16 protein-coding genes are annotated in these 22988 nt (G+C 46.9%); 7 read left to right on the top strand and 9 right to left on the bottom strand.

Features of this window, described 5'->3' with window-relative positions; translation table 11 throughout:
* The 3 genes from FGT79_RS19560 to FGT79_RS19550 all read right to left on the bottom strand — a co-directional run bounded on the left by FGT79_RS19560 (nucleotide 1) and on the right by FGT79_RS19550 (nucleotide 3181).
* The gene (locus FGT79_RS19560) at nucleotides 1–1161 is read right to left on the bottom strand and encodes a phosphotransferase enzyme family protein (protein WP_138754520.1); all 1161 of its coding nucleotides are present in this window, start codon (nucleotides 1159–1161) and stop codon (nucleotides 1–3) included.
* A complete protein-coding gene (locus FGT79_RS19555) occupies nucleotides 1158–2081 on the bottom strand; it encodes an ABC transporter substrate-binding protein (RefSeq protein WP_138754519.1) in 924 nt (307 codons plus the stop codon). The genes FGT79_RS19560 and FGT79_RS19555 overlap by 4 nt, the downstream gene beginning before the upstream one ends.
* A gap of 98 nt (nucleotides 2082–2179) precedes the next feature.
* Complete coding sequence (locus FGT79_RS19550; protein ID WP_212758618.1) at nucleotides 2180–3181, bottom strand: ABC transporter substrate-binding protein; 1002 nt, start codon at nucleotides 3179–3181, stop codon at nucleotides 2180–2182.
* Nucleotides 3182–3333: 152 nt separating this feature from the next.
* Here FGT79_RS19550 and FGT79_RS19545 point away from each other — a divergent pair, with 152 nt between their 5' ends.
* Nucleotides 3334–4044: an HAD family hydrolase gene (locus FGT79_RS19545; protein WP_138754517.1), complete on the top strand. Its 711-nt coding sequence runs from the start codon at nucleotides 3334–3336 to the stop codon at nucleotides 4042–4044.
* A gap of 127 nt (nucleotides 4045–4171) precedes the next feature.
* Here FGT79_RS19545 and FGT79_RS19540 read toward each other — a convergent pair whose 3' ends face one another.
* The 4 genes from FGT79_RS19540 to FGT79_RS19525 all read right to left on the bottom strand — a co-directional run bounded on the left by FGT79_RS19540 (nucleotide 4172) and on the right by FGT79_RS19525 (nucleotide 7767).
* Nucleotides 4172–6127: a M56 family metallopeptidase gene (locus FGT79_RS19540; RefSeq protein WP_138754516.1), complete on the bottom strand. Its 1956-nt coding sequence runs from the start codon at nucleotides 6125–6127 to the stop codon at nucleotides 4172–4174.
* A gap of 3 nt (nucleotides 6128–6130) precedes the next feature.
* On the bottom strand, nucleotides 6131–6493 hold the full coding sequence (locus FGT79_RS19535) for a BlaI/MecI/CopY family transcriptional regulator (protein ID WP_138754515.1): 363 nt from the start codon (nucleotides 6491–6493) through the stop codon (nucleotides 6131–6133).
* A 77-nt stretch (nucleotides 6494–6570) separates the two neighbouring features.
* Nucleotides 6571–7164 (bottom strand): GNAT family N-acetyltransferase, encoded by a 594-nt coding sequence (locus FGT79_RS19530; protein WP_138754514.1) that lies wholly within the window; start codon nucleotides 7162–7164, stop codon nucleotides 6571–6573.
* Nucleotides 7165–7419: 255 nt separating this feature from the next.
* Nucleotides 7420–7767 (bottom strand): winged helix-turn-helix transcriptional regulator, encoded by a 348-nt coding sequence (locus tag FGT79_RS19525; RefSeq protein WP_138754513.1) that lies wholly within the window; start codon nucleotides 7765–7767, stop codon nucleotides 7420–7422.
* A gap of 147 nt (nucleotides 7768–7914) precedes the next feature.
* Here FGT79_RS19525 and FGT79_RS19520 point away from each other — a divergent pair, with 147 nt between their 5' ends.
* The 6 genes from FGT79_RS19520 to FGT79_RS19495 all read left to right on the top strand — a co-directional run bounded on the left by FGT79_RS19520 (nucleotide 7915) and on the right by FGT79_RS19495 (nucleotide 12335).
* Entirely contained in the window at nucleotides 7915–8268 is a 354-nt protein-coding gene (locus tag FGT79_RS19520) for a DoxX family protein (RefSeq protein ID WP_138754512.1), read from the top strand.
* 213 nt (nucleotides 8269–8481) lie between these two features.
* The gene (locus tag FGT79_RS19515) at nucleotides 8482–9099 is read left to right on the top strand and encodes a DUF1349 domain-containing protein (RefSeq protein WP_138754511.1); all 618 of its coding nucleotides are present in this window, start codon (nucleotides 8482–8484) and stop codon (nucleotides 9097–9099) included.
* 269 nt (nucleotides 9100–9368) lie between these two features.
* Complete coding sequence (locus tag FGT79_RS19510; RefSeq protein WP_138754510.1) at nucleotides 9369–10838, top strand: alpha/beta hydrolase family protein; 1470 nt, start codon at nucleotides 9369–9371, stop codon at nucleotides 10836–10838.
* 37 nt (nucleotides 10839–10875) lie between these two features.
* The gene (locus tag FGT79_RS19505; protein ID WP_138754509.1) at nucleotides 10876–11271 is read left to right on the top strand and encodes a MerR family transcriptional regulator; all 396 of its coding nucleotides are present in this window, start codon (nucleotides 10876–10878) and stop codon (nucleotides 11269–11271) included.
* Nucleotides 11272–11380: 109 nt separating this feature from the next.
* Nucleotides 11381–11518 (top strand): GMC oxidoreductase, encoded by a 138-nt coding sequence (locus FGT79_RS19500; protein ID WP_138754508.1) that lies wholly within the window; start codon nucleotides 11381–11383, stop codon nucleotides 11516–11518.
* 19 nt (nucleotides 11519–11537) lie between these two features.
* Nucleotides 11538–12335: a sugar phosphate isomerase/epimerase family protein gene (locus FGT79_RS19495; RefSeq protein ID WP_138754507.1), complete on the top strand. Its 798-nt coding sequence runs from the start codon at nucleotides 11538–11540 to the stop codon at nucleotides 12333–12335.
* A gap of 83 nt (nucleotides 12336–12418) precedes the next feature.
* Here the strand turns inward: FGT79_RS19495 and FGT79_RS19490 are convergent, their stop codons facing one another.
* Nucleotides 12419–14221, bottom strand: coding sequence for a hypothetical protein (locus FGT79_RS19490; RefSeq protein WP_138754506.1), 1803 nt, complete (start codon nucleotides 14219–14221; stop codon nucleotides 12419–12421).
* A gap of 596 nt (nucleotides 14222–14817) precedes the next feature.
* Nucleotides 14818–22959, bottom strand: coding sequence for an immunoglobulin-like domain-containing protein (locus FGT79_RS19485; protein ID WP_138754505.1), 8142 nt, complete (start codon nucleotides 22957–22959; stop codon nucleotides 14818–14820).
* Nucleotides 22960–22988: the final 29 nt, after the last annotated feature.

The following is a 22988-nucleotide window of genomic DNA, read 5'->3' as shown; positions in this document are numbered from 1 at the left end:
TTATCTGTAAGTTCTGCACCGGAGATAGGACAGCAGCTCTTGGCCATATTGTTCCTGGAACCATTCCGCGTGTCCAAGCAGGTAAAGGTCGTAAGCCATATCCGCGTTGCCTGTCGATCGCACAATGCCGATAAAATAATCGATCTCGGATAGCGCAAACTCTGCATGAACGAGGGGCAGTATTGCCTCAAGCGCTTTTTGCTCATCTGTGCTCAAGGGGCGAATTGACTCATAACCGGAGAGCAGTGCCTCCAAGTGCTCGTATGCCACGAGACCGTCTTGCTTGCCTTCATGCAGTGCAAGCCAATCGATAACGTTGCGCTCAATGGCTGTCGCCAGATCATAGACCGCGTTCGTTCGATCTGCCAACCCGAAGTCGAGGATGGACGTCACCTTTGCAGCATCACCGTCCTCTTCCCAAAGCAGGTTGGACGAATGCCAATCATTATGAGTCCAGAGCGGCTTCAGCATATTAATATAGGGAGCAAACCGCTCGTACAGCGGGAATAGAATATTCTCGCAATCCTTCTCCCATGAGCGAGTATGCAAGTAATTCAATAGAGAGGGACGGCTTGCAACGTAAGCCGACAGCTTCGCACTGGGGTCATCTGAACCAAAGACCGAGAAGCTGGAGACGAGCGGGCGGACCAATCTCGCAGGGGCCTGGAAGCCTTCCGCCGCTAAGTGCATACGCGCGAGTGCTTCTCCAGCCGCATAGGCGTGGGCTTCCTGCTGGAAGGGACTCCATGAGACAGCGTCTCGGTACAGGTCAGTCCCTTTCGCAAGGCGATGCACTTCATAGGTCCATCCCTCCACCGCATAAGCCGTCGCTCCATCCGTCCCCTCCAGAATCTCGCTTACCGGACTCCCGTGCGTCCGAAGATGCCGGATAAACCGATGCTCCTCATTCAGTCCTTCGACGTCCCGCACAGTATGATGATGCCTTTTTACAAAAAGACGCCCCTCAGCCGTTTCGACAATCGTCGCGCTGGAGAACGGACGCGGGCTATGCCAGAGGAGAGACGTCACATCGGCCAGATTAGAGTACCGGCCGAACAGCCGTTTTGTCTCCTCGAGAGTAATCTGTGCCCAATCCGGCCGGACCAGCTCCGTGCCCATGCCATGAGCCTGAGTCGTCGCCGATTGAACTCGCGCGCTCATATTGCATCCCCCTGTGGAAGATACTCGTTTGTATACGCAGTACGCCAACTATCCTTGTTATGAAGGATACCGTGTGCAGCAAGCCACTCTGCATAAGGTTCAATAAGCTCAACACGCTGGTGTCCCCATGCTCCGTCATGCAGCCAAGTGGGAGCAATCAGCGGTAGAGAGCGTTCGAAGAGCTGCTTAGGAAAGTACGGAACGTACTTCTCGTAGAGCGAAACCGCTGCGAACGGTTCGGAAGCAAGCGCAAGATACCCCCTGCTCGTTGCCTGAAGGAAGCGGCGTACGACGTCCGGCTCATTCTTCGTAAGCTCCTCCTGCGTGCCAAGCAGGTAACTGTGATACGGTGGAGCGCCGATTTCGTCTACTGGCCAGACAAGGCGATCCTTCTCTGGAACGCCGGTGTCCATTAGAATCTCCCACGCCCAGTAGCTGCCGAACGTCGCTTCCGCTTCACCAGCGGCAATGGCATCAGGAGTTAGCTCCCTCGTTCCGGCGTCGACTATAATAACTGCATCCGGGTCTCCACCGTCCGCGCTCACGAGCTGGCGAACCATGGCAAGCCCCCGCGGCGTCGGGTTCATCGCGATCCTCTTGCCGGCGAGGTCGGCTGGTCGTCGAATTCCTGTGCTTAGAACCGTCTGAATCGTTTCCATCGCTCGATGGTTAATCGCCGCAACTCCAATGACGATCAGCTGTGTTTCTCTCTGGACAAGCAGCCGATTGCTTGGGAAGATTCCGAAGTCCGCTTCTCCTCTGGCTAGGTAAGCGAGCGTGTCTCCCCTGCCAAGATCATGTACAGTGAATTCAACATCGAGCCCCGCCTCACGGTACCAGCCTTGCTCCCTTGCATAGTACAATCCAGCCGAATTCGTCCAAGGATAAAAGTATTCCAGCATAACCTTTAGGTGTCTCATGAAGTCTACTTCCTTTTTAATTAGAATTGAGATTTTGTAACGAACGCTTCCATCGTATCCGTTGTTCCCTTGATGGAGCCCTCTTACCCGTGAGATCGTTATTTCTGGGGCAGGAACTCGTTTGTAAACGCGTCTGAGACTACCAGCTCCTTCTCAATCAAGCCCTTATCCTTAAGAAATTGTGCATATGCGCTCCAAACCTGCTCCTTCATCTGACCCCATGCCGGTGAATCGGCAATGTACTCGTCTGCGAGGAACTTTTGGCTCTCCACCGCCAGCGTCTTGTCGATTTCTGGAGCATACTTTAGCAGAATGTCCGCGCTATCCTCTGGATGCTCAATCGCGTATTGGTAGCCCTCTTCCGTCGCCTTCAAAAACTTCTGAACCTTCTCAGGGTTCTCCTTCAACAGCTTGTTGCCCGCAATTAGAATGGGCGTATAGTAATCGAGTGCAGGGTCAAGATCCCTTGCCGCGATGTAATTGATGTCGACGCCTTTAATCTTGGCCTCGATTCCTGTCCAGCCTTCGAATATCCAAGCGAAATCGATATTTTTACTCGTTGCGGCGAAGAAGTCGTCGCTTCCAATATCAACCTGCTGCAGCTTGCCAAAGTCGGCACCGTTCTTTTCCATAACTGCCTTAAGCACCGCTTCTTCTGAAGGTGAGCCCCATCCGCCGTATACCTTGCCTTCGAAATCCTTTGCAGATGTGATGTTCTTATCCTTAGGAGCGGCGAAGCCCGATGTATTGTGCTGGATAAGTGTAGCAACCGCCTTGATCGGCAATGGGTCCTTGCTCGTCAGCGCATACGTTACGTCCTCCTGATAGCTTACGCCGAAGTCGCCTTTACCCGCAGCGATCAGCGTCGCAGTCGTTCCTTCCGCAGGTTGAATGATATCGACGTCTAGCCCTTCGGCGCTGTAATATCCCTTCTCCAACGCTACATACAAGCCTGTGTGGTTTGTGTTCGGCGTCCAGTCCAGAATAACGGTGACCGATTCCGTCTTCGCTGCTCCCGCTCCCTTCTCGTTGCTGCCGCAGCCCGCCAGTATTCCTGTCGCAACTACGCCGACTGCCAATAATTTCAATGATCTAAGTATCATATTCATGTTCCCTCCGATTATCTTTCTAAATTCCGATTGGTTTACACTGTTTTAAAAATAATAACCCTCCAGCCGACTGGAGGGTCAAGACATTTCCATCGCAAATATGCGATTATGATAAAAAAGGCTAGTTCAAGAGGAGTGTTACCGTGCGCTATGCACTTATCGATTGGGACAATACAATCCATCAGGGATATACCATTTATGGCTTAACCGACTATTTAGTGAAGCAAGGTCTCGTTAACGAGACGCTTACGGAAACTTTTGAACAACTCAAATTGGCTTACCATGCCGAGCAAATCACTTACGCCGACTACACACTCCAAACCTGCGAGGCGTTCGCTAACGCACTCGCAGGATGTGAGCTTGAACGATACCGAACCTGCGTCTCCTCCTACTTGACTGTGAACGAGACTTCTCTTTTCCCAGATGCCTCCCTTCTGTTTAAGCTGCTGAAGCAGTTGGAGATCGATGTCTATCTGGTGAGCGGTGCTCCCGCCGAGGTACTCAGAGACTATGCTGCAAAATTCGAAATAAAGGGTATCTACGGGTTCGAGCTGGCAGAACAAGATGGTCGGCTGACCGGACAAGTAGCAAGTAACTACGGGGTAGATAAGGATCGCGTGCTGCTGCTTCCTCCGTTTCAAGCTTCCGCTTCCCTTCACCTGCTTAGCGCGGGGGATGCAGTTGCCGATATTCCTTTGCTGGAGAACGCTCGGGTGCCTATCATTGTAGGGGAAGGCCGATTCACGCTCAAAGAAAGCATAAGCCCACTCCGATTCTCAAAGCAAACTTGGGATCTTGACCAACTGGAACAGCGATTGAGGGCCGAGCTTGCGGGCATTCCTTCGTTGTTATAATGGCGCAGCGATACAGCTTACAATCAAGGTCGATTAGACCGATCAAAATCAAAAAAAGGGCTATAACACAGCGCCTCATGGCAACCTGTTGCAGCCCTTCAAACTTATTTCCATAAAATAGAACCATTCACTCCGTCGCTGCAGCATTCAATGAAATCTGCCCATTTACGTAAACGATATCTGATACGAAATCAGTTCGATCTACTACGAAATGAGCAAAACCCGCCATGTTCGTGATAGCCGCTCCATACAGGGACAGACTGCCATCACGGTTAGTCACGATAGTCATATCCTCATTCCAATGCGCGTATGGCAAGGTCACAACTTCCTTGGCAGTCGGGCTGAAATAAGCCACAAGCGAACGATGAATACCCGAGCCCCATGAATAAGTGAAAAACAATTCCATTTTCCCGTCACTGTCCAGATCGTCTAGAGCCATGCTCGTTACGCCAAAGCCACCAAGCTCCTCACCAAGCGGATATACGACTCCTTCATATAGCAGAAATGAAGCTGCCGATTGACTATATTTGAAAATCCGATAATCAGAGTTTTCTGTAATCCATTGCGGTGTGATGTTATAACACCTGTCTGCTTCGAAGCTTGATTTGAAATCCTTATTCAAAGCTAGAAAAGCATCGACACCATCCTGCGTTCCCAATACAGCAGCATTACCAGATACGCCCTCGTCAAGCTTCGAAATTTGATAAATACTCCATACATATTCACTCTTTAGTGTATTTGCCTTGTCCTTGTGCATTTTCACCAGCCATACCTCATTGTCCAGCAGATAAAGACGATAGCCTGGATCAACGGCCGAATCGTTAAGCACGTACTGATAACGCTCCTTGTAGCTTGAAATATCAGGAACTTGAACGCCCGGCACCATAAAGCTGCTGTTGTATTGTTGCTCATCTAAAACGGTTCGATTAAAGGCTGCAGCTATTGTCTGTTGATTGCTGACTTCATTGGTTATGGTCAGCGAGTTTTCGGTTAACGTGTAGTACTCCTTAAATCCTTCAAAAGCTCTTTGCGAACTCAATAGATTCATATAGACCTGCTTCTCAAAACGATAGCTGCCATACGGTTCATCTGTCGCTTCCACAGCTCCATGCAAAATAGGATTCGTGGCACAGATGGCGACAGCGAGTATACAGACGGAAGCAGAGAAGGCGATTGCTCGTTTTTTGGGCGTTTTAAACCGCAAAATATTTTTCACTCGCTCCCGAATGCCTGTCTCCCCGAAGGCTAGAGGACTTGCTGCTGGAAACCGCCGATTTGTCGCAAAGGCGAGTAATGATGTACTGTACGCCTTTGCAATGTCCGAACCCGTCTCCTCCAGCACCTTCTCATCGCAGCTCATCTCCATGTCCTTAGCCATCGATACGAAGGCCATCCACACAAGCGGATTAAACCAATGAAAGGCAAGAACAACAAAGGCGAGCGGCTTGATTAGGTGATCTTTTCGTTTCAAATGGTAAGCCTCATGCTTCAGAATGTACATCAGTTCCTGCTCTCGAAGCCCGAAAGGAACATAAATTCGCGGCTTCATAAAACCAAGAATAAACGGTGATTGAATGGTATCCGACTCAAATACTTGATTGTCCAGACGAACGGCTGTAGCCATATGCCGTTTCAAGTGGAAGTAGGAAACGATGCCATAAAGAAGCAAGCCCGCCACGCCTGAACCCCATACAATTGAGCCAATCTGTATCCATATTTGCAGCGGATTCGTGCTTTCCGTCGGTGCCGCAGGCGGCAGACTGCTGCTTATGATCGCGTTCATGGTCGGTATTCCCACCGTCATCCCCGGCTTATCCATATAGCCGATATCAGGTGGGACATAGCTAAGCGCCGCTTCGCCGTTCTTTTGTGCTACGGTCATATCAAAGGGGGCAGCATTGAAGAGGCTGAACTCCGAAGTAACTGACACCGGACAGACAAGGCGGAACAGTACAATAGCCCACAGCAAATAGGCATACTTTTTGGGCGCTCGTTTCAGCAGCAGACGGATGAGCAGTACAGCAACGATCACATAAGCTGCGGTGAGGGTCATATTGAATATGTTCAGAAACAACGTTTCCATAACTCACCCCTCCTTATGTTCATCAATCAGCCGCTTTAGCTCATCCGCTTCCTTACTGGAGAGTGCTTTATTGCCGAAAAAAGAAACAAGAAATTGAGGCAAAGAGCCTGCAAAGGTTCGCTCAATAAAATGTTCACTCTCATAAGCTTGTATCTGCTCCTTGGGGATAATAGAGCTAACAATCGTATCGTCGTTTTTAAGTATTCCTTTTTCACACATTTTCCGAAGCACAGTATATGTGGTGGGCTTCTTCCAGCCAAGCTTCTCTGCACATAGAGCTACCAGCTTTCCCGACGCCACAGGCTCGCTCTCCCACACGACAAGCATAAAGCGATAATCGCTTTCACATAGCTTCAAGTTACTCACCCCAACACTCCTTACTGGTTTACAGTTATAAACCTATGCAGTTAGTTTATAACTATAAACCAATTTAGTCAATGACATTAGACTATAACTGTATGAAATACCGTTCTTTTCAGCTTCGGCCATTCCGACTTGAGAATACTGAAATACACATCATCACGACATTGTCCATTTGCATCCATATAGTTGCATCTGAAGACGCCCTCCTGCGTAGCCCCGAGCTTAAGAACAGCCTTCTGCGATCTCATATTCTCAGCATCCACACTGAACTGCACACGATTAAATTCCATTTGTTCAAAAGCATAGGTTAACAATTCAAACTTTGTTGCTTGATTAACAATCGTTCCTCTGAACGCTGCTCCATACCATGTCCAGCCAATTTCAAGTCTTTTACTATGGAATACAATGTTCCCGAATCGTGAAGACCCCGCCACTTGGCCTGAAGCCTTATCAATGACGATGAATGGATAAGACGAATTGTCCATTCGGCTCGCAATCGTGCTACTCATATAACGTTTGAGATCATCCTGATCAACAAAATGATTGCCCGTATATTTTGTAATTTCGTGATCGAAAATAATGTTCCGAAGCTCGTCTTCATAAGACTCACTAAACGGAACTAGCTTGACATGAGCATTCTCGAGCACAATATCTCGATTGAAAAAATGGTTCACCTTTTATCCCCCTAACGACATACAAATTGTTAATCCTAAAGATACTGTCTTTCAGGGCAGCCTGGAATGGATTAAAGCTTATAATCTTTACATTCATACACACGTACAGGAACTACGAATGGGGATATTTCATCGAAAAAAGCGAGCCCTTGGCGGGCTCGCTTACATACATGGCATCGTTCAAATATGGCGGTCATACCTATTCATGCAGCTAACCCATTTACTAGAGGTGTGTCCCACACCACCTCTAGAATGTTATTCCTTGCCTAAGCGGTCTACACCGTATAGCGTATCCATGTGCTCCATATGGGCTGCTCCCCAATCGTTCAATGGCTGTAACACAGCGCTTAAGCCTTTCCCATAATCCGATATCGAATATTCCACTTTCGGAGGGACTTGATTGTACACCTCGCGATGTACGATATCGTTATATTCAAGTTCTCTTAACTGCTGGGTCAGCATCTTTTTGTTTATATCCGGAATCGCCCTTTGAAGTTCGCTGAATCTCATTATGCCATTTGAAATAAGCTGAAGCAGAATGACAGGCTTCCATTTCCCCACTAGAATATCCAGCGCAGATTCAAATTTACAATACTCCTTCATTAGAACTCCCCCTTACTTCATTTTGCTTTGCTAAGTCACTTTTTAGTTACTCTGTTTAGATAAAGTGCCTACTTGTTGAATTAATGACTAGGGTCTACTATACCATTATTGGATGGCGCACAAATAGTCAGGAGGTCGGAAACATTAATGAATATCGCATTATGGATCATTCAAGGACTAGCAGCAATCGGTTTTGTCTACTCGGGGTGGTTGAAGACGTTTCAGTATAAGAAAGCAAAAGAGTCTTGGGGATGGGTATCAGACGTTTCAAAAGGGTTCGTCCTCTTTATCGGGTTTGTAGAATTGCTCGGAGCAGTTGGACTCGTCCTGCCTCAAGCGACAAATATCGCCACTGTATGGACGCCAATTGCCGCAACTGGACTCTCCGCAATTGTAATTTTCGGTGCCATATTCCATATTACTCGTAAGGAATATCGGGAGATAGGAGTGAATATCGTTTTTCTGGTGTTCACTTTATTTATTGCAATCTTCCGTTTTTAAGCCGGCGTTAAATCTACGTCATCCGGCTGTGTTTGAATCCAACCTCCAAACCCGCAAGATAGGCACGCTGAAAAGCGGCTATTTTGCGGGTTTTAGTTTGGCAGAGCAGAAAATTAACATTAAAGTAGATATGCAAAAACTAGAAAACTTGTAGTATATTAGAACTGAATTGATTATTTGTCGAATGACAACCACAACCGAGGAGTGTATACCATGAATGTATTTGAAGACTGTTCTGAGCGAGCCTTATCTTCCGATTTGCAATGGTTGAACGAGCCTAGTCATTGGGGTTTTAACGCCGATCATAGCTTATCCATCTCCGCACCTGCAATCGCCGACTTTTTTATTGATCCATCCGGGGCCACCTATAAGGATTCTGCTCCCTACTTATATACCTTAATCAAGGGAGACTTCAGCATCGTGACTAGAGTCAACGTTGAGATGAAGCAGCTATATGACTCCGGCTGCCTGATGCTTATGGCGGATGACCGTAATTGGGCAAAAGTATGCTTCGAGTTTTTTGACAATCATCCCTCTATTCTAAGCGTAGTAACCAGAAATACCTCGGACGACTGCGTTTCCAGCCCATTAGAAGTGCAGCAGCCTTATTTGCGTGCTGCACGATCGGGCAATTGTTTTGCCTTTCATTACTCGCTCGACGGGCAGCAATGGAAGCTGGTTCGATACTTTGGCATGGACTTCCCCGAGGAGATTAAAGTAGGCGTTGCTGCACAAGCGCCGATCAGCGAAGGGTGTCAGGTGAGGTTCCAACACCTCGCGATTACAGCAGGAACTATCGGTGATATTCGTACCGTACCAACTGAAGAATAATGACTAATGGTTCGTTTATATTGTTTCACTTAAACGAGCTATCTGATATGGAAGAGCAATTGACATCACAAAGGCCAGAATTATCCAACAAGGAGATCTGGCCTTATTTAATAAATGGAAGCCTGCGTTATGCTCTGTCTACAATGGCTGCAATGCCTAACAAATAACCCTTGACCTTGAAGTAAACTTCAAGCCTTATACTTCATGTATCATCCAGCTCCAGTCTTTCTAGATGGAGGACAAGGAACTACTATTGGAGGTACAGTATAATGAATGTATGGGATTTGATCGTCGTTTTAATGATTATGGCAGTTGCCGGTGGCATGCTATTGGCGAGAAGAAAGCAACAGCTGGATATCGCTTTGTTCGGTGCATTGGCTCTCGTTATAGCACTGCATGGCATCATTGATTCTTTCCGCCTGCAAATGGTTCCAGCCTACGCAGCGGCGCTATTCCTGCTTATCGGTTTATTCCTAAGGCTGCTTAATCCTAGCGGAAACCTCAGTGCCCGCAATTCATCACGTCCTATGGCTGTATGGAGAAAAAGCTTGCTCGCCCTCGTCGTGCTGGCTCTCAATAGCTCCTCCGTTTTTCTCAGCATGCTGCTGCCTGTTTTCACGATGCCGGAGCCTAGCGGCAGCTATGGAATCGGCACTATCGCGCGGCATCTGACAGATGAATCCCGCGACGAAACGCACAGCGAGAAACCAAATGAAAAGCGCGAGCTGATGATCAACGTGTGGTATCCGGTAGATAAGGATCAGACCAAGCAAACATCCATGGAGCACTACCCTTTGGAAATCGGGGAAGCGATCAGCCTCGTGTTCGGCATACCTAAGCACATTTTCAGCTACGTTACACAGATTCCAACTCATGTGGTAGAAGGAGCTGCGTTATCCGCTGCCGAAGCAAGCTATCCAATTGTCCTCTTCTCTCCAGGCATTCGCTCGACCCGCTTCCAGAGTATGACGGCTATTGAGGAGCTGGTCAGTCAGGGCTACATCGTCGTAGGCATCGATCATCCTTATACATCCGCGAAGATTGAATTTCCTGATGGCCGCTCGGTTCTATACGAAGCAGAACCCGAATTCCAGACGCCGGCAGAGCTTTATAACCATAATATTAAAGAAGTCGCCATCCGAGCAGCCGATGCCAGCTTCGTGCTAGACAGCTTGACTGTATGGAATGAGAAAGACCCTGAACAACGATTTGACGGCAGGCTGGATCTGAGCCGTGTCGGTATTTTCGGCCATTCTTATGGCGGGGCAACGACCGCAGAGACGCTGGCACAGGATAGTCGCTTCAAAGCAGGGGTAAGCCTAGAAGGCGGCTTCTGGGGAGATGTAGCCCTTAACGGCTTGACGCAGCCGTTCATGTATATGATGACAGGAGATACTGCCAAGAGCCTTGATCCGGCGAACAAAAAGAAGGTATACGTCTTTTTCGAGGAATTCGCTGACGATCTGAATTCGGTTATGACGAAAAGCACTAACGACACTTATTATATGACTGTGGAGCCTTTCATCCATCAGAGCTTTACCGACATCGCACTGCTCTCACCCAAGCTGTTCGCCAAAGGCGTGGACCCGGAGCACACAGTTGATATTACACGCTCTTACGTCACCGCCTTTTTCAATCAGTATTTGAAGAATGAACCGCAGCAGCCGCTTCTAGCTGGGCCATCCCCTCGCTATCCAGAGGTTATTTTCGACGATACCTATACAAAAAAGCAGCAGTAAAATAAACAAGCGGGCAGCACAAGGAGGGCAACCAGTCATGGAAGGAATGACACGCGGCGAGCTTGCCAAGCGAACTGGTCTCAGCATGGCAACGATTCGTTATTACGAGGAAAGCGGCATACTGCCAGCTCCCCGTCGAAGCCCTGGTGGCTATCGGCTGTACGCGGACGATTATTTGGTCAAAATTAAATTCATCCAGGACACCAAGTCGCTCGGCTACTCGCTCAAGGAAATTAAAGAAGTGCTGCATCTGCTCGGCCATACTATGGACCCTCAAACGTTAAAGGAATACGTTCGCAGCAAAATGACCGAGATCGACGAGAAAGTGGAATCCCTTCGCGCCATTCAGACGATGCTCGGGACGCTGCTCCAGACACCAGAAGCAGAAATTCACAGCTATTTGGATTCGTTCCGTGTATCGGAAGATGAATAACCATGAGGAAAGCTATATGAATCTCTTGGCCTTCGAGTAGTGCTGCTTAACCTATTCGTACAAATTTCCTGACTCGCTGCTCCCACTCGCCGCATATACATTTAGAAGAATGGGTGTAGACCCGTCAACATCCGTGACGAACCCTTCGGGCCAAGTCCATGGCATTGTTGGACTTTACGTGGCGGATAACAGCGTCATATCGACAAGCGGGCTGGCGGATGAGATAGCCAAACGATTGCAATCATGAGAGCTGCGAGGAGGAGCCAATGAAATTCATAAGATGCGGCGATAAACTAAGAGAGCTGACTTCCATTCCACCAGGATTGCAGCTTTTCACACTCCGTAACGAGCTGGAGAAGGATTATTTCGGAACGCTGGAGAAGGTCGCAGCGATCGGCTACAAGCTAGTGGAGCCCTATAGCTGGGGATATGCGGATATTCCAGCTGAGCGATTGAAGGCAGAGCTTGGTCGTCTCGGATTAAGAATCGTATCTACTTCCGTCTACCCGTTGACGCTGGAGAACCTGCAGAGCCAGCTTGATTATGCCCAAACCATCGGAGCCCATTACATCGTTACCTTCTTGTTCAAGGAGAGTTATGCCGATGCCAAATCGTTGAAAGCGTCTATCGGTTTACTGCGCAAGCTTGGCTTGGCCATTCAGCGTCGTGGCATGCAGCTTCTGTACCATCCTCACGCAGAAGAATTTGAACTGCGAGATGGAAAAAGAACGATTGACCGCTTGTTAACTGGTGTCGGCACCGACGTTATGAAGCTTGAGCTCGATATGTATTGGGTGAAGAAAGCGGGACTCGACCCGCAATCTACCTTACTCGCTTATAAAGGCTTATCCCCGCTTATTCATGTGAAAGATATGGATCCTAACGGAGATTTCACGGAGGTCGGCCAAGGCACGATTGATTGGGCTTCTATATTCAGCAGCTTCACTGAGGCTGGAGTCCTCTATTATTTCGTCGAGCAGGATGAAAGCGTAAATCCTCTCCAAAGCATACAAACAAGCCTCAATTATTTGAAATCTAGGCTTGTTTGTCCTGAACCTCATTAGTACACGTTGTCCTAGGCGCGCTTCTTATGGTGATATTTCTAATTCACACCTCATAATAAGATGCCTTTCATTTATCTAAATATCTAGCCGATAAAAAGATACTTAGGTTTACATATTTCTTCCGGAACAATTGTTCCTTCTTTCAAACCTTCGATATAATTTTCATAAGTGTAATCAATGGAGTTTAATATTTCCGTTATTTTAAACTGAGGGTTTCTGTATAAGTAATAAATTATCAATCCGAGAAGATTATTATTATAGGAATATAAGCGAAGAGCTTTAAAGTCTAGATTTGCCTGTGTTTCTTTTCCAGAATGAATAAGAACATTCCGTGCTCTATAACTCCTAACTAAATCATGTTTAATTTCTTGTTTTTTATTTTCCAAGTAATCAAATAATGCCTTCGGATTAGAAATAAACTGCCCAATTTCCAAAAAAGCTCTATACAAATTATTATCAAACTTTAAATCGTCTGCTAACTTTGGACCTTTCTCATGAATAAAGCTTAGAAGGAGTTTAAGGTCATATTGATACTGCTCCCCTTCTTTTTTACATTTTAAAAATTCATTAATTATAGATATATCCTTATCACTATACTCAAATATTCTACTCCAAAATATATTAATCTTATCTTTCATTATATACAAACATGTTATTTTAGGAATTATATCCTTAATTTTTGAGATAATACTTCCACCTGACTCTTTGAAAGTCAAAACATACTCCAAGACTGCCCATAAGTTAATAATCTTATTTTCCTGTGAGTGATGATGCTGATCCTTCACAATATTCAATGCTCTTTGTATATTAAATACTTCTTGGGTTTTTAAATTATCTGAAAAAACCTGCCCCCTATATAGAATAAAGTCTTCAACATCTTGTCGTTCCCTATTTTCGATTTTATAAAACAGAATCTTATTATCTGCAGATGTTCCATCTGTGATTCTTAGATTTTTGTATGTATCATTCGGAAGTTTACAAACAATTTTATCGAGAAGCAGACTCTGTGGATTCTGTTTCTCTGTAGTCACATAAGCAATCATTTGGAAATACGAACTAATTGAGCTTAATATATACTCGATTCCTTTATAATAATCCAATGCAGTGATTTCAATTTTGCAAAGTTGATATCCCGAAGCTTCTTGTAGATATCGTTTTCTTTCTTTACCATCTTTCCAAAACCCAAGATCTAATTCATCATAATTTTGTTTTACTAATAAAATATTAAAGTCTATATACGTCGAATCATGATTAAAATAATCACTTTCGAATATATTAATGTAAAACACAAATGTATCTTTTCTTCTCTTTAAATCACAGAATCTATCTAGGATACTATCTATAGTATCCTCCTTAACTTCGACTCCTAGTTTCTCCTTCGCCCAAGAATCTAAATATCTTAACGAATAGCCATCAAAAACTAGCTCATTGATAAGAGAATGTATTGCTAATTCAGACTCAATTAATTTATCATTCATTTTCACCAAATTCACAATATCAGTATATATATTTCTGGTATTAAATTTTTTAATAAATGAGTTGCAAATCTTATGTATACTTGCATAACTCATTTTATTCTGATTATCATTTTCGCTTAATTTGTCGATCTGATTAATTAGGAGTGTCAACTCTTTTTTATAAAGGCTATCTTTATTAAATATAGAATTTTTAATAAAGTACTTCATTGATTCAAGTAGCTCTTTTCTAGACTTTTCTAATTTTTCGAGCTCAAAATTTGAAGTAATTTCATTGTGAATTTCAATATAATCAATCAGTAATTCTCTTATACTCGGAATATAGATTTTAGATAGTGATTTATGCTGATTTTTTATGTAATCTTTAAATCCATCAATAAAGTATTTTTTTGTGGTGAAATTTTTGTTCAATTTCCCATTATCCCCTCTCAGTTGATTTAATCCAATAATTTGTATATTAAACTCAGAATACTACTATACTTAATAATTGTCATACCATAATTTCAAGAGTTGTTTCGCTATTCTTAACGTAACTACATTTTGTTTAATAGCAGCCCTTATTCAAATACGCTGACAAGTTGACATTAATGAGGAATACATGATACCCTTAACACATATAATACACATAGAACAATGAGTGCTTCTCTCTTCTGAAATGGGTCGCTTGATTCCCCCAGAAGATGTTAGCACTCTTTTTATTTGATATATGGCATACTCAGCTTCAATACTGCCGTCTACCTCTTCTTTACTCCCCAATCAATTAACGACTCCTTTCTTCAATTATTGAATTGCCTCTATAGTTTGAACTTGTTGTCTTCAAATTGATTAACCTCACATTTTTAACTTTTCATCAAAAACGTTATTCTCTTAGCCGTTTTTTCAGCATAGAGACATAGCTTCCCTTACGTTACCCCCAATAAAAACGGCCCCTCCGCCATTGCGAAGAGACCGCTACCTGTAACTATTCATTAAGTTCCTTAATCTTTAATGCACTAAGCTACTCTACATTATTGCACAACACGTTCAATCAAGCGTTTGAGAATAACAGCGATTTCCGCCCTGCTTGCCTGACCTTTCGGGTCGAATTGACCGCTCGTTCTGCCCGTAATGAGATTAGCGTTCAGCAATTCAGCAACACTCGCTTTTGCCCATACGCTAATGCTGCTCTCATCTGCAAATCCTGCACTGTCCGTGCTTCCGGCGCCTTCGTCGCTTATAGTCAGCTGCCCGAAGTTCAGGAACTTCGCAATCATGACCGCTAATTGCTCGCGAGTCACGATTTCATTCGGTGCAAATTTGCCATTGCCTACGCCCGACACGATACCGTTCTGTGCGGCCCACTCGACATAAGGTGCATAATAGGCATCCACACTTACATCTGTGAAGCGTGAAGCCGGCGCATTGCCCGAATCGACTCCCCATAGTTTGCCTAGGACTGTAACTAGCATGCCTCTGGTCATCGCCTGATTAGGGCTGAAGACTTCTGCTGCAGTGCCGCTGAACAATTCACGAGCCGTTACGAATTCGATCGATTCAAGAGCCCAATGCGTTCCGATATCGGAGAAGTTTTTTGCATTATCCTTGAATAGATACGCAGCCGCTAAATCACCAATGAGGTGCATCGTATCGCCAAGCTTCGTACTGAATGGAACAAGAACTGTCTTTCCTTCCACTGTATAGTACGGAACAATGGTATGGATAGAGTGGCCTTTCACATCCGTTGATACTTTGATTTTGCTGCCTTTACTTGTGCTCACTTGCCCCAGTGGCGCAATCGTAAATATATAGTCCGAGAAATGAGATTGCTTCACCGTTGCGAAGCCTTGTGCATCAACAACTGTATTTTGAACCAGCTCCAGCTGTTTTTTCGTTTCATTATAGAAGTAATAATACAAGGTGCGGCCAGCAAATTCAGAACCAACCATCAGTTTAATTGTAACTTCTCCCGGAAGCGTCCCGCTAAAGTTATAATTAATGGCAAGCGCTGCTTGATTTCCTGCAAGCTTTACCATATCACTATAGGTATCTCCGCCGTTAAAGCGGAGTCCGAAGTCAAAGTCCCCACTTCCCTGGAGCGATGCCATTGCACCTTTTGCAAAAGTAAAAGTATAGCCTTGGCCGCTCAGTACGATATCCCGTTCTTTGTTGCTAGCGACGAGGTCGGACATCTGTTTGTTGGATACAAGCGTCGAGCCCATTGTCATATTAACCAAGACCCGTGCTGGCTCCGTAGTAATACGCTCGTTCGGGATATACGGATTGGCTGGCGTCGTACCGTTAGATGGATTAGACGGATTTCCACCCGGTTCGTTGTTTATCCTCCACATTGCATAGACCGTCATATCCGCTGTCACCGTAGTCAACGCTGTGAAGACCGCGCCGCTTCCGTCTACCTTCGTATTCCAGCCTGCGAACGTATAACCCGTACGCGCTGGCTCCGCTGGCAGATTGACGACCGTTTCACCCGAGACCACCGTCACTGAGGACGGATCTGCTTCAATGCTTCCACCGTTTTTGTCAAAAGTGACCGTGTAGATTGTAATGACTTTATTGAGCGTAATCGCAATTCCACTCGTAACCTCACCTGCCGTTACGCTCACATTGTCTGCGCTGCCGCTACCGTATCCAGCTTTACTTGCAGTCAACGTATAGCCCGTACCTTCCGGCACCTCGACAATGCTGTACATACCAGCTTCGTTCGTTTCCGCCGAGTAGACGCTGCCGCTGACGGTCAGACTAACCTTCGCACCTGCTACGGGAATGACCCCGTCAGTTACCGTACCCGCGATTGTTCCGGTCTTCACTTCTGGTTCCTCAGGCTCATCCTGCTTCCACTCCGCATAGACCGTCATATCCGATGTTACTGGGGTCAACACTGTAAATATCGCGCCGCTTCCGTCTGCCTTTGTATTCCAGCCTGCGAACGTGTAATTCGTACGCGCTGGCTCTGCTGGCAGATTGACCACTGTTTCACCAGAGACCACTGTCACTGAGAACGGATCTGCTTCAGTGCTTCCTCCGTTTTTGTCAAACGTGACCGTGTAGGTTGTAATGAGCTTTTCCAGCGTAATCGCAATGCCGCTCGTAATCTGATCTGCTGTTACGCTCACATTGTCCGCACTGCCGCTGATGTATCCAGCCTTGCTCGCGGTCAACGTGTAGCCAGTCCCCTCTGGAAGCTTACCCATAATGAAGCTTCCATCAGCAGCTGTCTGTGTTTCATAGCTCCTGTCTCCGACGGTTAGGCTAACCGCAGCTCCCGATACCGGTCCGGACGCATCTATCACCATTCCGCTTACTGACCCGTAAGCTGCCGACTGCTCTGCGGACAGGTCTGCAATCTCTTCAGGCGCTAAAGCCTGCGAGTAAATACGGAAATCAGCGATTTGGCCCTTGAAATATTTGTCGCCCGAGTAAGTCGGTCTACCGATATAATTGGCTATGGTCCGCTCAATGTCTTGCGGTGTTAACGTCAAATTCGTGTTCTGTGCAACCTGTACGCCATCCTCGTACAATGTCGCCGTATTGCCAGAAATCGTGTAAGCTATCGACTTCCATTTGCCTTTTTCCAGCTCAGTTGCCTTGCTGACCGTCTGCTCTGCTACATACCAGTTCGGCGTAATCGAAGCTCTGAGCTTACCGCTATTATCCTCCAGTAGTCCCATATACTTGGTGCCTGCCACTGCAGACCCTGCTGTCGCAAAGGAGAACAACCATGCTGGGCGGGCAAGCGACTGGTCTGCGTATATATTCATCGAAATCGTCGTCGATACAAGCCCATCCAGAATGCCGTCCGGAAGACGAACCGCATCGTCAATCCCATCCAGCTTCAAGGAACCACCGCGTTCTGTGGTCAGCTCCGCACCGCCTATTAGCGTTCCGTCGTAGCCGTTGCCCGATTTGTCAGACACGATCGTACCATGCGCTGCGTTCAAATCAAAGTCGTAGCGTAGAAGCAAATTCGTCCACTGCGCATAGACCGTCAGTGCGCCATTCACTTCTGTTGTTGCCGTAAACGTCTGTCCGCTTCCATCTGGCTGCGTATTCCAGCCTTTGAATACGTAATCCGCTTTGGCAGGAGCAGCAGGCAAGGAAGCAACGTTGCCGCCCTCGATAACCTTAATCCATAACGGGTTCGCTTCCGTCTCCCCACCGTTTGCATCAAACTGTACGTTATAGAAATTAGAGGACAGTGGTGTGAGATCTGCCCCACCTGCATTGGTTGTGCGATTAGAGACAATGCTCACATCCACGTATTTGCTGCTGTAGCCCGCTTTGCTTACCGTCAGTACGTAGCCAGTACCAGCCGGAACATCGTTCATTCGGAAGCTGCCGTCAAAAGCCGTTAGTGCAGAGTATAGCTTGCCGTTTATAGATAGGCTTACTAATGCCCCTGCCAGTGGATCTGAGCCATCCGTAGCGATACCTGTTACGGCCCCAACCTTGTTATAAAAGCTGAAGCGCTCGTCAAAATCAAAATCAAGCGTAAAGTTTTCTGTCTTGCCAAGCAAATGTTTCAGGTCGAAGAAGGTGCGCTCGTTCTCTGCCAGTGTTTCTACCCATGGCGAGTACGTACGGAACGTTACTTTATCCTGCGCCTCATCCATTTCCATAAAACGCAGCCAGCCATTTCCGCCATGGTAATAAGACTGGTAATCGACAAGCATCTCGATTACGTCTTGTCCTGCTCCATTTTTGACAATTCTGTGGTCGGTGCCGTGATTATGTCCGCCGATTGTCATAAATACTTGCTTATTGTTCTTCACAAGGTCGTCGTATAAGGACTGACCATTGCCGCTATAGGCGAGTTTGCCATTCGGTGCAATGATTAGACTCTCGTGTGAAATAATAATGGTCGGCAGTGTGCTATTTTCCTTGAGCACATTTTGCGCCCATTTCAAATCCGACTTAAACAGCTCACGGTCAATGGACAGCACCATATATTTGTAGCTGCCTGCCTCGAAAATCGCGTAAGAGCTGTAGCCGGTTGGAGAACCGCCATGATAGTAAGACTTGCCAGCAAAGCGGCTGTCTCCGAAATAGTTCAGATAAGTGTAAGAGCCTGATCCGCCGACATCATGATTGCCCCGCGTGATGATATAAGGAGCGCCTGCGCTATCCAGCTTGTCGAAGCCTTTATCCGCTTCAATCCACTGCTGGCCCACCCATGATTGATCGACAATGTCCCCAAGCGAAGCGATCATCGCAATACGGTTTGGCCCGTATTGATCAGCCAGCCACTGCATTTGCTCATGGAAAATTTCAGGCTGATACCTGACCTCATTCTGCGTATCCGGTATAAACGCAATGGAATACGTATCATCATTGCTTAGTAACGGCAAATCCTCATTCGTACCTTCGATGATGCCATCAATGTCGAACTCCTGCGTTACCCATTTGTCTTGTGGAAGCGCATTGGCCGTTATTTTAATTTCTTGAATCGTTCCCGCGAACAGGCCGTCCAAAGCACCATTATATTCAGATGCTCCGACATTCCAGCCCTTGCCGTTAACCGCTTCAATGCCAATTGCTTCTTCCGCAGGATTACGGAAATCCGTCACTCCGTCAATGTATATTTTGGTGTGATGCCCATCGTTCACAACAGCCGTATGATACCAGTGCTTGGCACTACCGAGCGTAAATGACCATGCCGTAGAAATGTTGTTCATATTCGTTGGGTAGCTTCCCCACTGAAGCTCTTGCAGGTTCGAGACTGATAATGAAGTAAGCACCTCAGGCTCGCCTACTGTTTTGCCGATTTCCTTACCCGTGCCCTGTCTAGTCAATATACCGCTCCATTGATGCTTCGCTGGAGTGAATTCTTCTGGCATTTTGAACAAAATCTCAATCGTATAGCCGTTCATAAACTTTTCTTTGTTAACCATCGCATCTGCGACGGTCTTGAAGTATTTGCCTACCGGTGCATTCTTGTAATTATTAAATACGAGACTATTGCCGTCCTCGGCCCATTTCAGCATATCGGTAGCTTCAGAAGAGCTGCTGTTTCCTGTAGTAACGAGAGCGAGATCATTGCCGAGGCCTGATAAATCTCCTAGCTGCAAGTCGCCGCTTGCTAAAGTGCCTTTAACGACATTGTCCTGACTGAATTTCCAATGCGCGATCACTGGTGTCTGCGACAGCACGATAAGCTCAAACACTTTGGTAGCTGTGGCGCCGCCCTTAGTAAGGGTAGCCGTAAGCGATACCTTCTCGTTAGTCGCTTGCGCAGGTCGATTTACCGTGCCATCCGCTTTAATAACGGATAGATTGCTCGATTGCCAACTGATCGTAGAGCCGTTAGCGCCGAGCGTTGGCAAAATTAGATTTGAGGAGACGTTCTTGCCGCCTATACTCAAATCCTGCTTATCCAGATCTACATCCCCTGCATCTCCGGTTGCGAGCACGACGATTGTAAAGCTTTTACTATCCCATTTCGTTCCTTTTTTAATAGTAGCCGTCAAAGTGACCGTTGTTTTGGCGTCAGTCGGACGGACAACCGTTCCATCCACTCCCACAACGGAGGTATTGTTCGACTGCCAGCTAATTGTACTGCCATTCGTACCACTCGCGGGCAATGTCAAATTCGCAATTACCGCGCTCGTATCTCCAAGGCTAAGCGCAGACTTGTCGTCGGCAACCGTACCGGCATCATCCTCAGCAGCTACGGCTGCAACTTCTTCCGCTGCCAGTGCTCTTGCATAGATTCGGAAATCAGATACCTTGCCATTGAAATACTTATCACCTGTATACGCTGGTCTGCCAATGTAGTTGGCTACCGTTTGCTCCATGCTTTGGGGCGTCAGTGTAAGTCCAGTGTTCTGCGCAATTTGCACACCGTCCTCATACAAAGTCGCTGTGTTGCCTGAGATCGAATAAGCTACCTTCTTCCATACTCCCCTGCTAAGGGCTGAGCCTTTGGAAACCGTCTGCTCATCCGAATACCAGTTCGATGTAATCGATGCACGGAATCGACCGCTTCCATCCTCCATGAGGCCCAAATATTTCGTGCCGGCCACCGCCGCCTGAGACGAAGCGAAGGAGAACATCCAAGCCGGACGAACCAAAGCCGGGTCTACGTTGATATTCATCGTAATCGTTGCATCTGTGATGCCCTTCAGAATACCATCCGGCAGTCGTACCGCATCATTCGTTCCATCCAGCTTTACTAAGCCGCCATGCTCGCTCGTGAGCTCCGCTCCACCAATAAGTGTGCCGGCATGTCCGTTACCAGACTTGTCTGGTACGGATAGCAAGCTCGCATCCGCAGCGTCGAACGTATACCACAGCATCATATCATCAATAATGGTGGACTTAATCGTCAGCTCGAATGCGCGGGAGTCGCTTTCTCCCCCCTTGGTTGCTGTTGCTGTCAGGGTAACTTTACGATCAGGCTCGCCAAGAGCTGGGCGTGTAATCTTCGCTTTGCCGGACATAATAGCGGCAATCGAAGCGTCCGAGGTTTCCCAGCTTATCACTGCGCCTTGTTTGCCTTGAAGCGGCAGCATTACATCCGAGCTAGTCTCCAAAGGAAGCTCAATATGAACCAGCGCTTCCTCTACAGCTTGGCTATTGGTATAAGGCACATCTAAAAATATCGGGTTGGAATAGAACCACATGTCCGAATAATTGCGTTTATTGATTTCGGCAAAACGTGTTTCATTGTCCGCCGTCGTCGTCTTAGGATCTAGCAAAGGCTCACCGCTGCTTGTCTCACCAGCCACATCGGTGCCTAGATTCGTTCCGCGCAATCTGAAATATTGATTCACATCAACTGACGGCAGCTCATACGTCATTGCATAATACCCTTCAGCATCCACTGTCCAGTCGCTGCTTGTGAATCGTTTGAGCACCTTCGTCGTATCGTTCGTCGCCTTGCTGTAGGCAGGTGTTCCCGCCTGTGCTTTGCCTGTCACCTCACCGGCAATCAGGTCAATATGGTCGACCTTCACCGGGTCGCCGTTGTTGTTTTTTTGCGGGCTTTTGAAGCGAATGGTGACCAGCAGATCATCCCCAGGCGACACCTGCAGCTCTTCGCCCATCTCCTTCGTGTCTCCATTGCCTGACAAACGGAAATCCAGTGCATTAATAATATCACCGTTTACGGAATAGGACTTGCCGGAGCGCATGCCGTCTACGATCGCATTCATGCCCTCACCTTCCAGCCAGGTGTAGTTCTTGGAATATTCACCAGGCCTGTATCCGCTTGAGTATTTGCGATCCGCGCTGATGTTGAAGTGAAAATCGGAGTTTGCGAAGCTCCAGAACCTGCGTCCTTCTCCGAGCAACGCATCCCACATGCCGCCAAGCTTCGCAATTCGGATGTCTGCGCCACCGTAGGAATCTACGGTCTCGCCGCGGTCGGGAGCCATCTGGTTGCCCGGCATACCCTCGAAAGCGAATGCGATATTGGGTGCTATATTGTTAATATCACGAATGTCTTGTACCTTGATCTCCGCACTTGTCCCATTTTTTCTGGAAGGATGATTAATAAGTGCATAGCTGTTAGGGTAATGATCTGCAAGCCATTGGAAAGCCTTACGCGCGTCGTTAGACGTTGTGTAAGCTCTGCTGTCGGCAGCGTTCCACTTCGTTACATCCGCTGAATCGAACAGGCTTGCGTCACGATTCGTAAACAAATATTCAAATTGATTGATGGCCTTGAGCGCCTCATCCGATCCAGGCTCGTCCGTCATAATGCCGACGCTAGCATGGTCGTAAGTTGGCATATCCCATTCAAAGCCGGTAGAAATCGTTTTGCCGGCATATTTTCCAGCCTCTTGTAACTCCTTTATTTTAGGCGCTTGATATAGCGCTATTGCTTTGGACATCGGGATCGGGCTGGCAAGTACGTTGCCATCGTTATCGCGGCTAGACAACCTCAGATGATCAGACGTAGCCAGCCAGTCGAGACCATTGTTCTCAAAAGCGGCGTCAAGCACACTCGTAAGCGTCCCCTGCGCATCATCGGATTGATGGGTGTGAGTGTGGTACTCACCTGTCACCCACTTGCCTTGTTCTGCCTGCGCCTCCGCTTCAACCATAGTAGCGGGCTCGCCGTGTGCAATAGAAGCGGAAGATTGAGGCAGATTAAACGAGCTAAAGATAATCGAAAAACTAAGCGCAGACATAACTAATTTCTTTCGTAACACCTGATGTTCCCTCCTAGTATGAAACGCCT

This window comes from Paenibacillus sinopodophylli (genome assembly GCF_005930355.1).
GTDB classification, from domain to species: Bacteria; Bacillota; Bacilli; order Paenibacillales; family Paenibacillaceae; genus Pristimantibacillus; species Pristimantibacillus sinopodophylli.
Note: the sequence above shows the minus strand (reverse complement) of the source record. Positions and strands in the feature narration are given on the sequence as shown.

What these genes read in the sequence shown, in the direction of transcription:
- FGT79_RS19505 (WP_138754509.1), top strand. Translation starts at nt 10,876, where the DNA reads ATGGAAGGAATGACACGCGGCGAGCTTGCCAAGCGAACTGGTCTCAGC.
- FGT79_RS19510 (WP_138754510.1), top strand. Translation starts at nt 9,369, where the DNA reads ATGAATGTATGGGATTTGATCGTCGTTTTAATGATTATGGCAGTTGCC.
- FGT79_RS19515 (WP_138754511.1), top strand. Translation starts at nt 8,482, where the DNA reads ATGAATGTATTTGAAGACTGTTCTGAGCGAGCCTTATCTTCCGATTTG.
- FGT79_RS19540 (WP_138754516.1), bottom strand. Translation starts at nt 6,127, where the DNA reads ATGGAAACGTTGTTTCTGAACATATTCAATATGACCCTCACCGCAGCT.
- FGT79_RS19495 (WP_138754507.1), top strand. Translation starts at nt 11,538, where the DNA reads ATGAAATTCATAAGATGCGGCGATAAACTAAGAGAGCTGACTTCCATT.
- FGT79_RS19525 (WP_138754513.1), bottom strand. Translation starts at nt 7,767, where the DNA reads ATGAAGGAGTATTGTAAATTTGAATCTGCGCTGGATATTCTAGTGGGG.
- FGT79_RS19560 (WP_138754520.1), bottom strand. Translation starts at nt 1,161, where the DNA reads ATGAGCGCGCGAGTTCAATCGGCGACGACTCAGGCTCATGGCATGGGC.
- FGT79_RS19520 (WP_138754512.1), top strand. Translation starts at nt 7,915, where the DNA reads ATGAATATCGCATTATGGATCATTCAAGGACTAGCAGCAATCGGTTTT.
- FGT79_RS19500 (WP_138754508.1), top strand. Translation starts at nt 11,381, where the DNA reads ATGGGTGTAGACCCGTCAACATCCGTGACGAACCCTTCGGGCCAAGTC.
- FGT79_RS19555 (WP_138754519.1), bottom strand. Translation starts at nt 2,081, where the DNA reads ATGAGACACCTAAAGGTTATGCTGGAATACTTTTATCCTTGGACGAAT.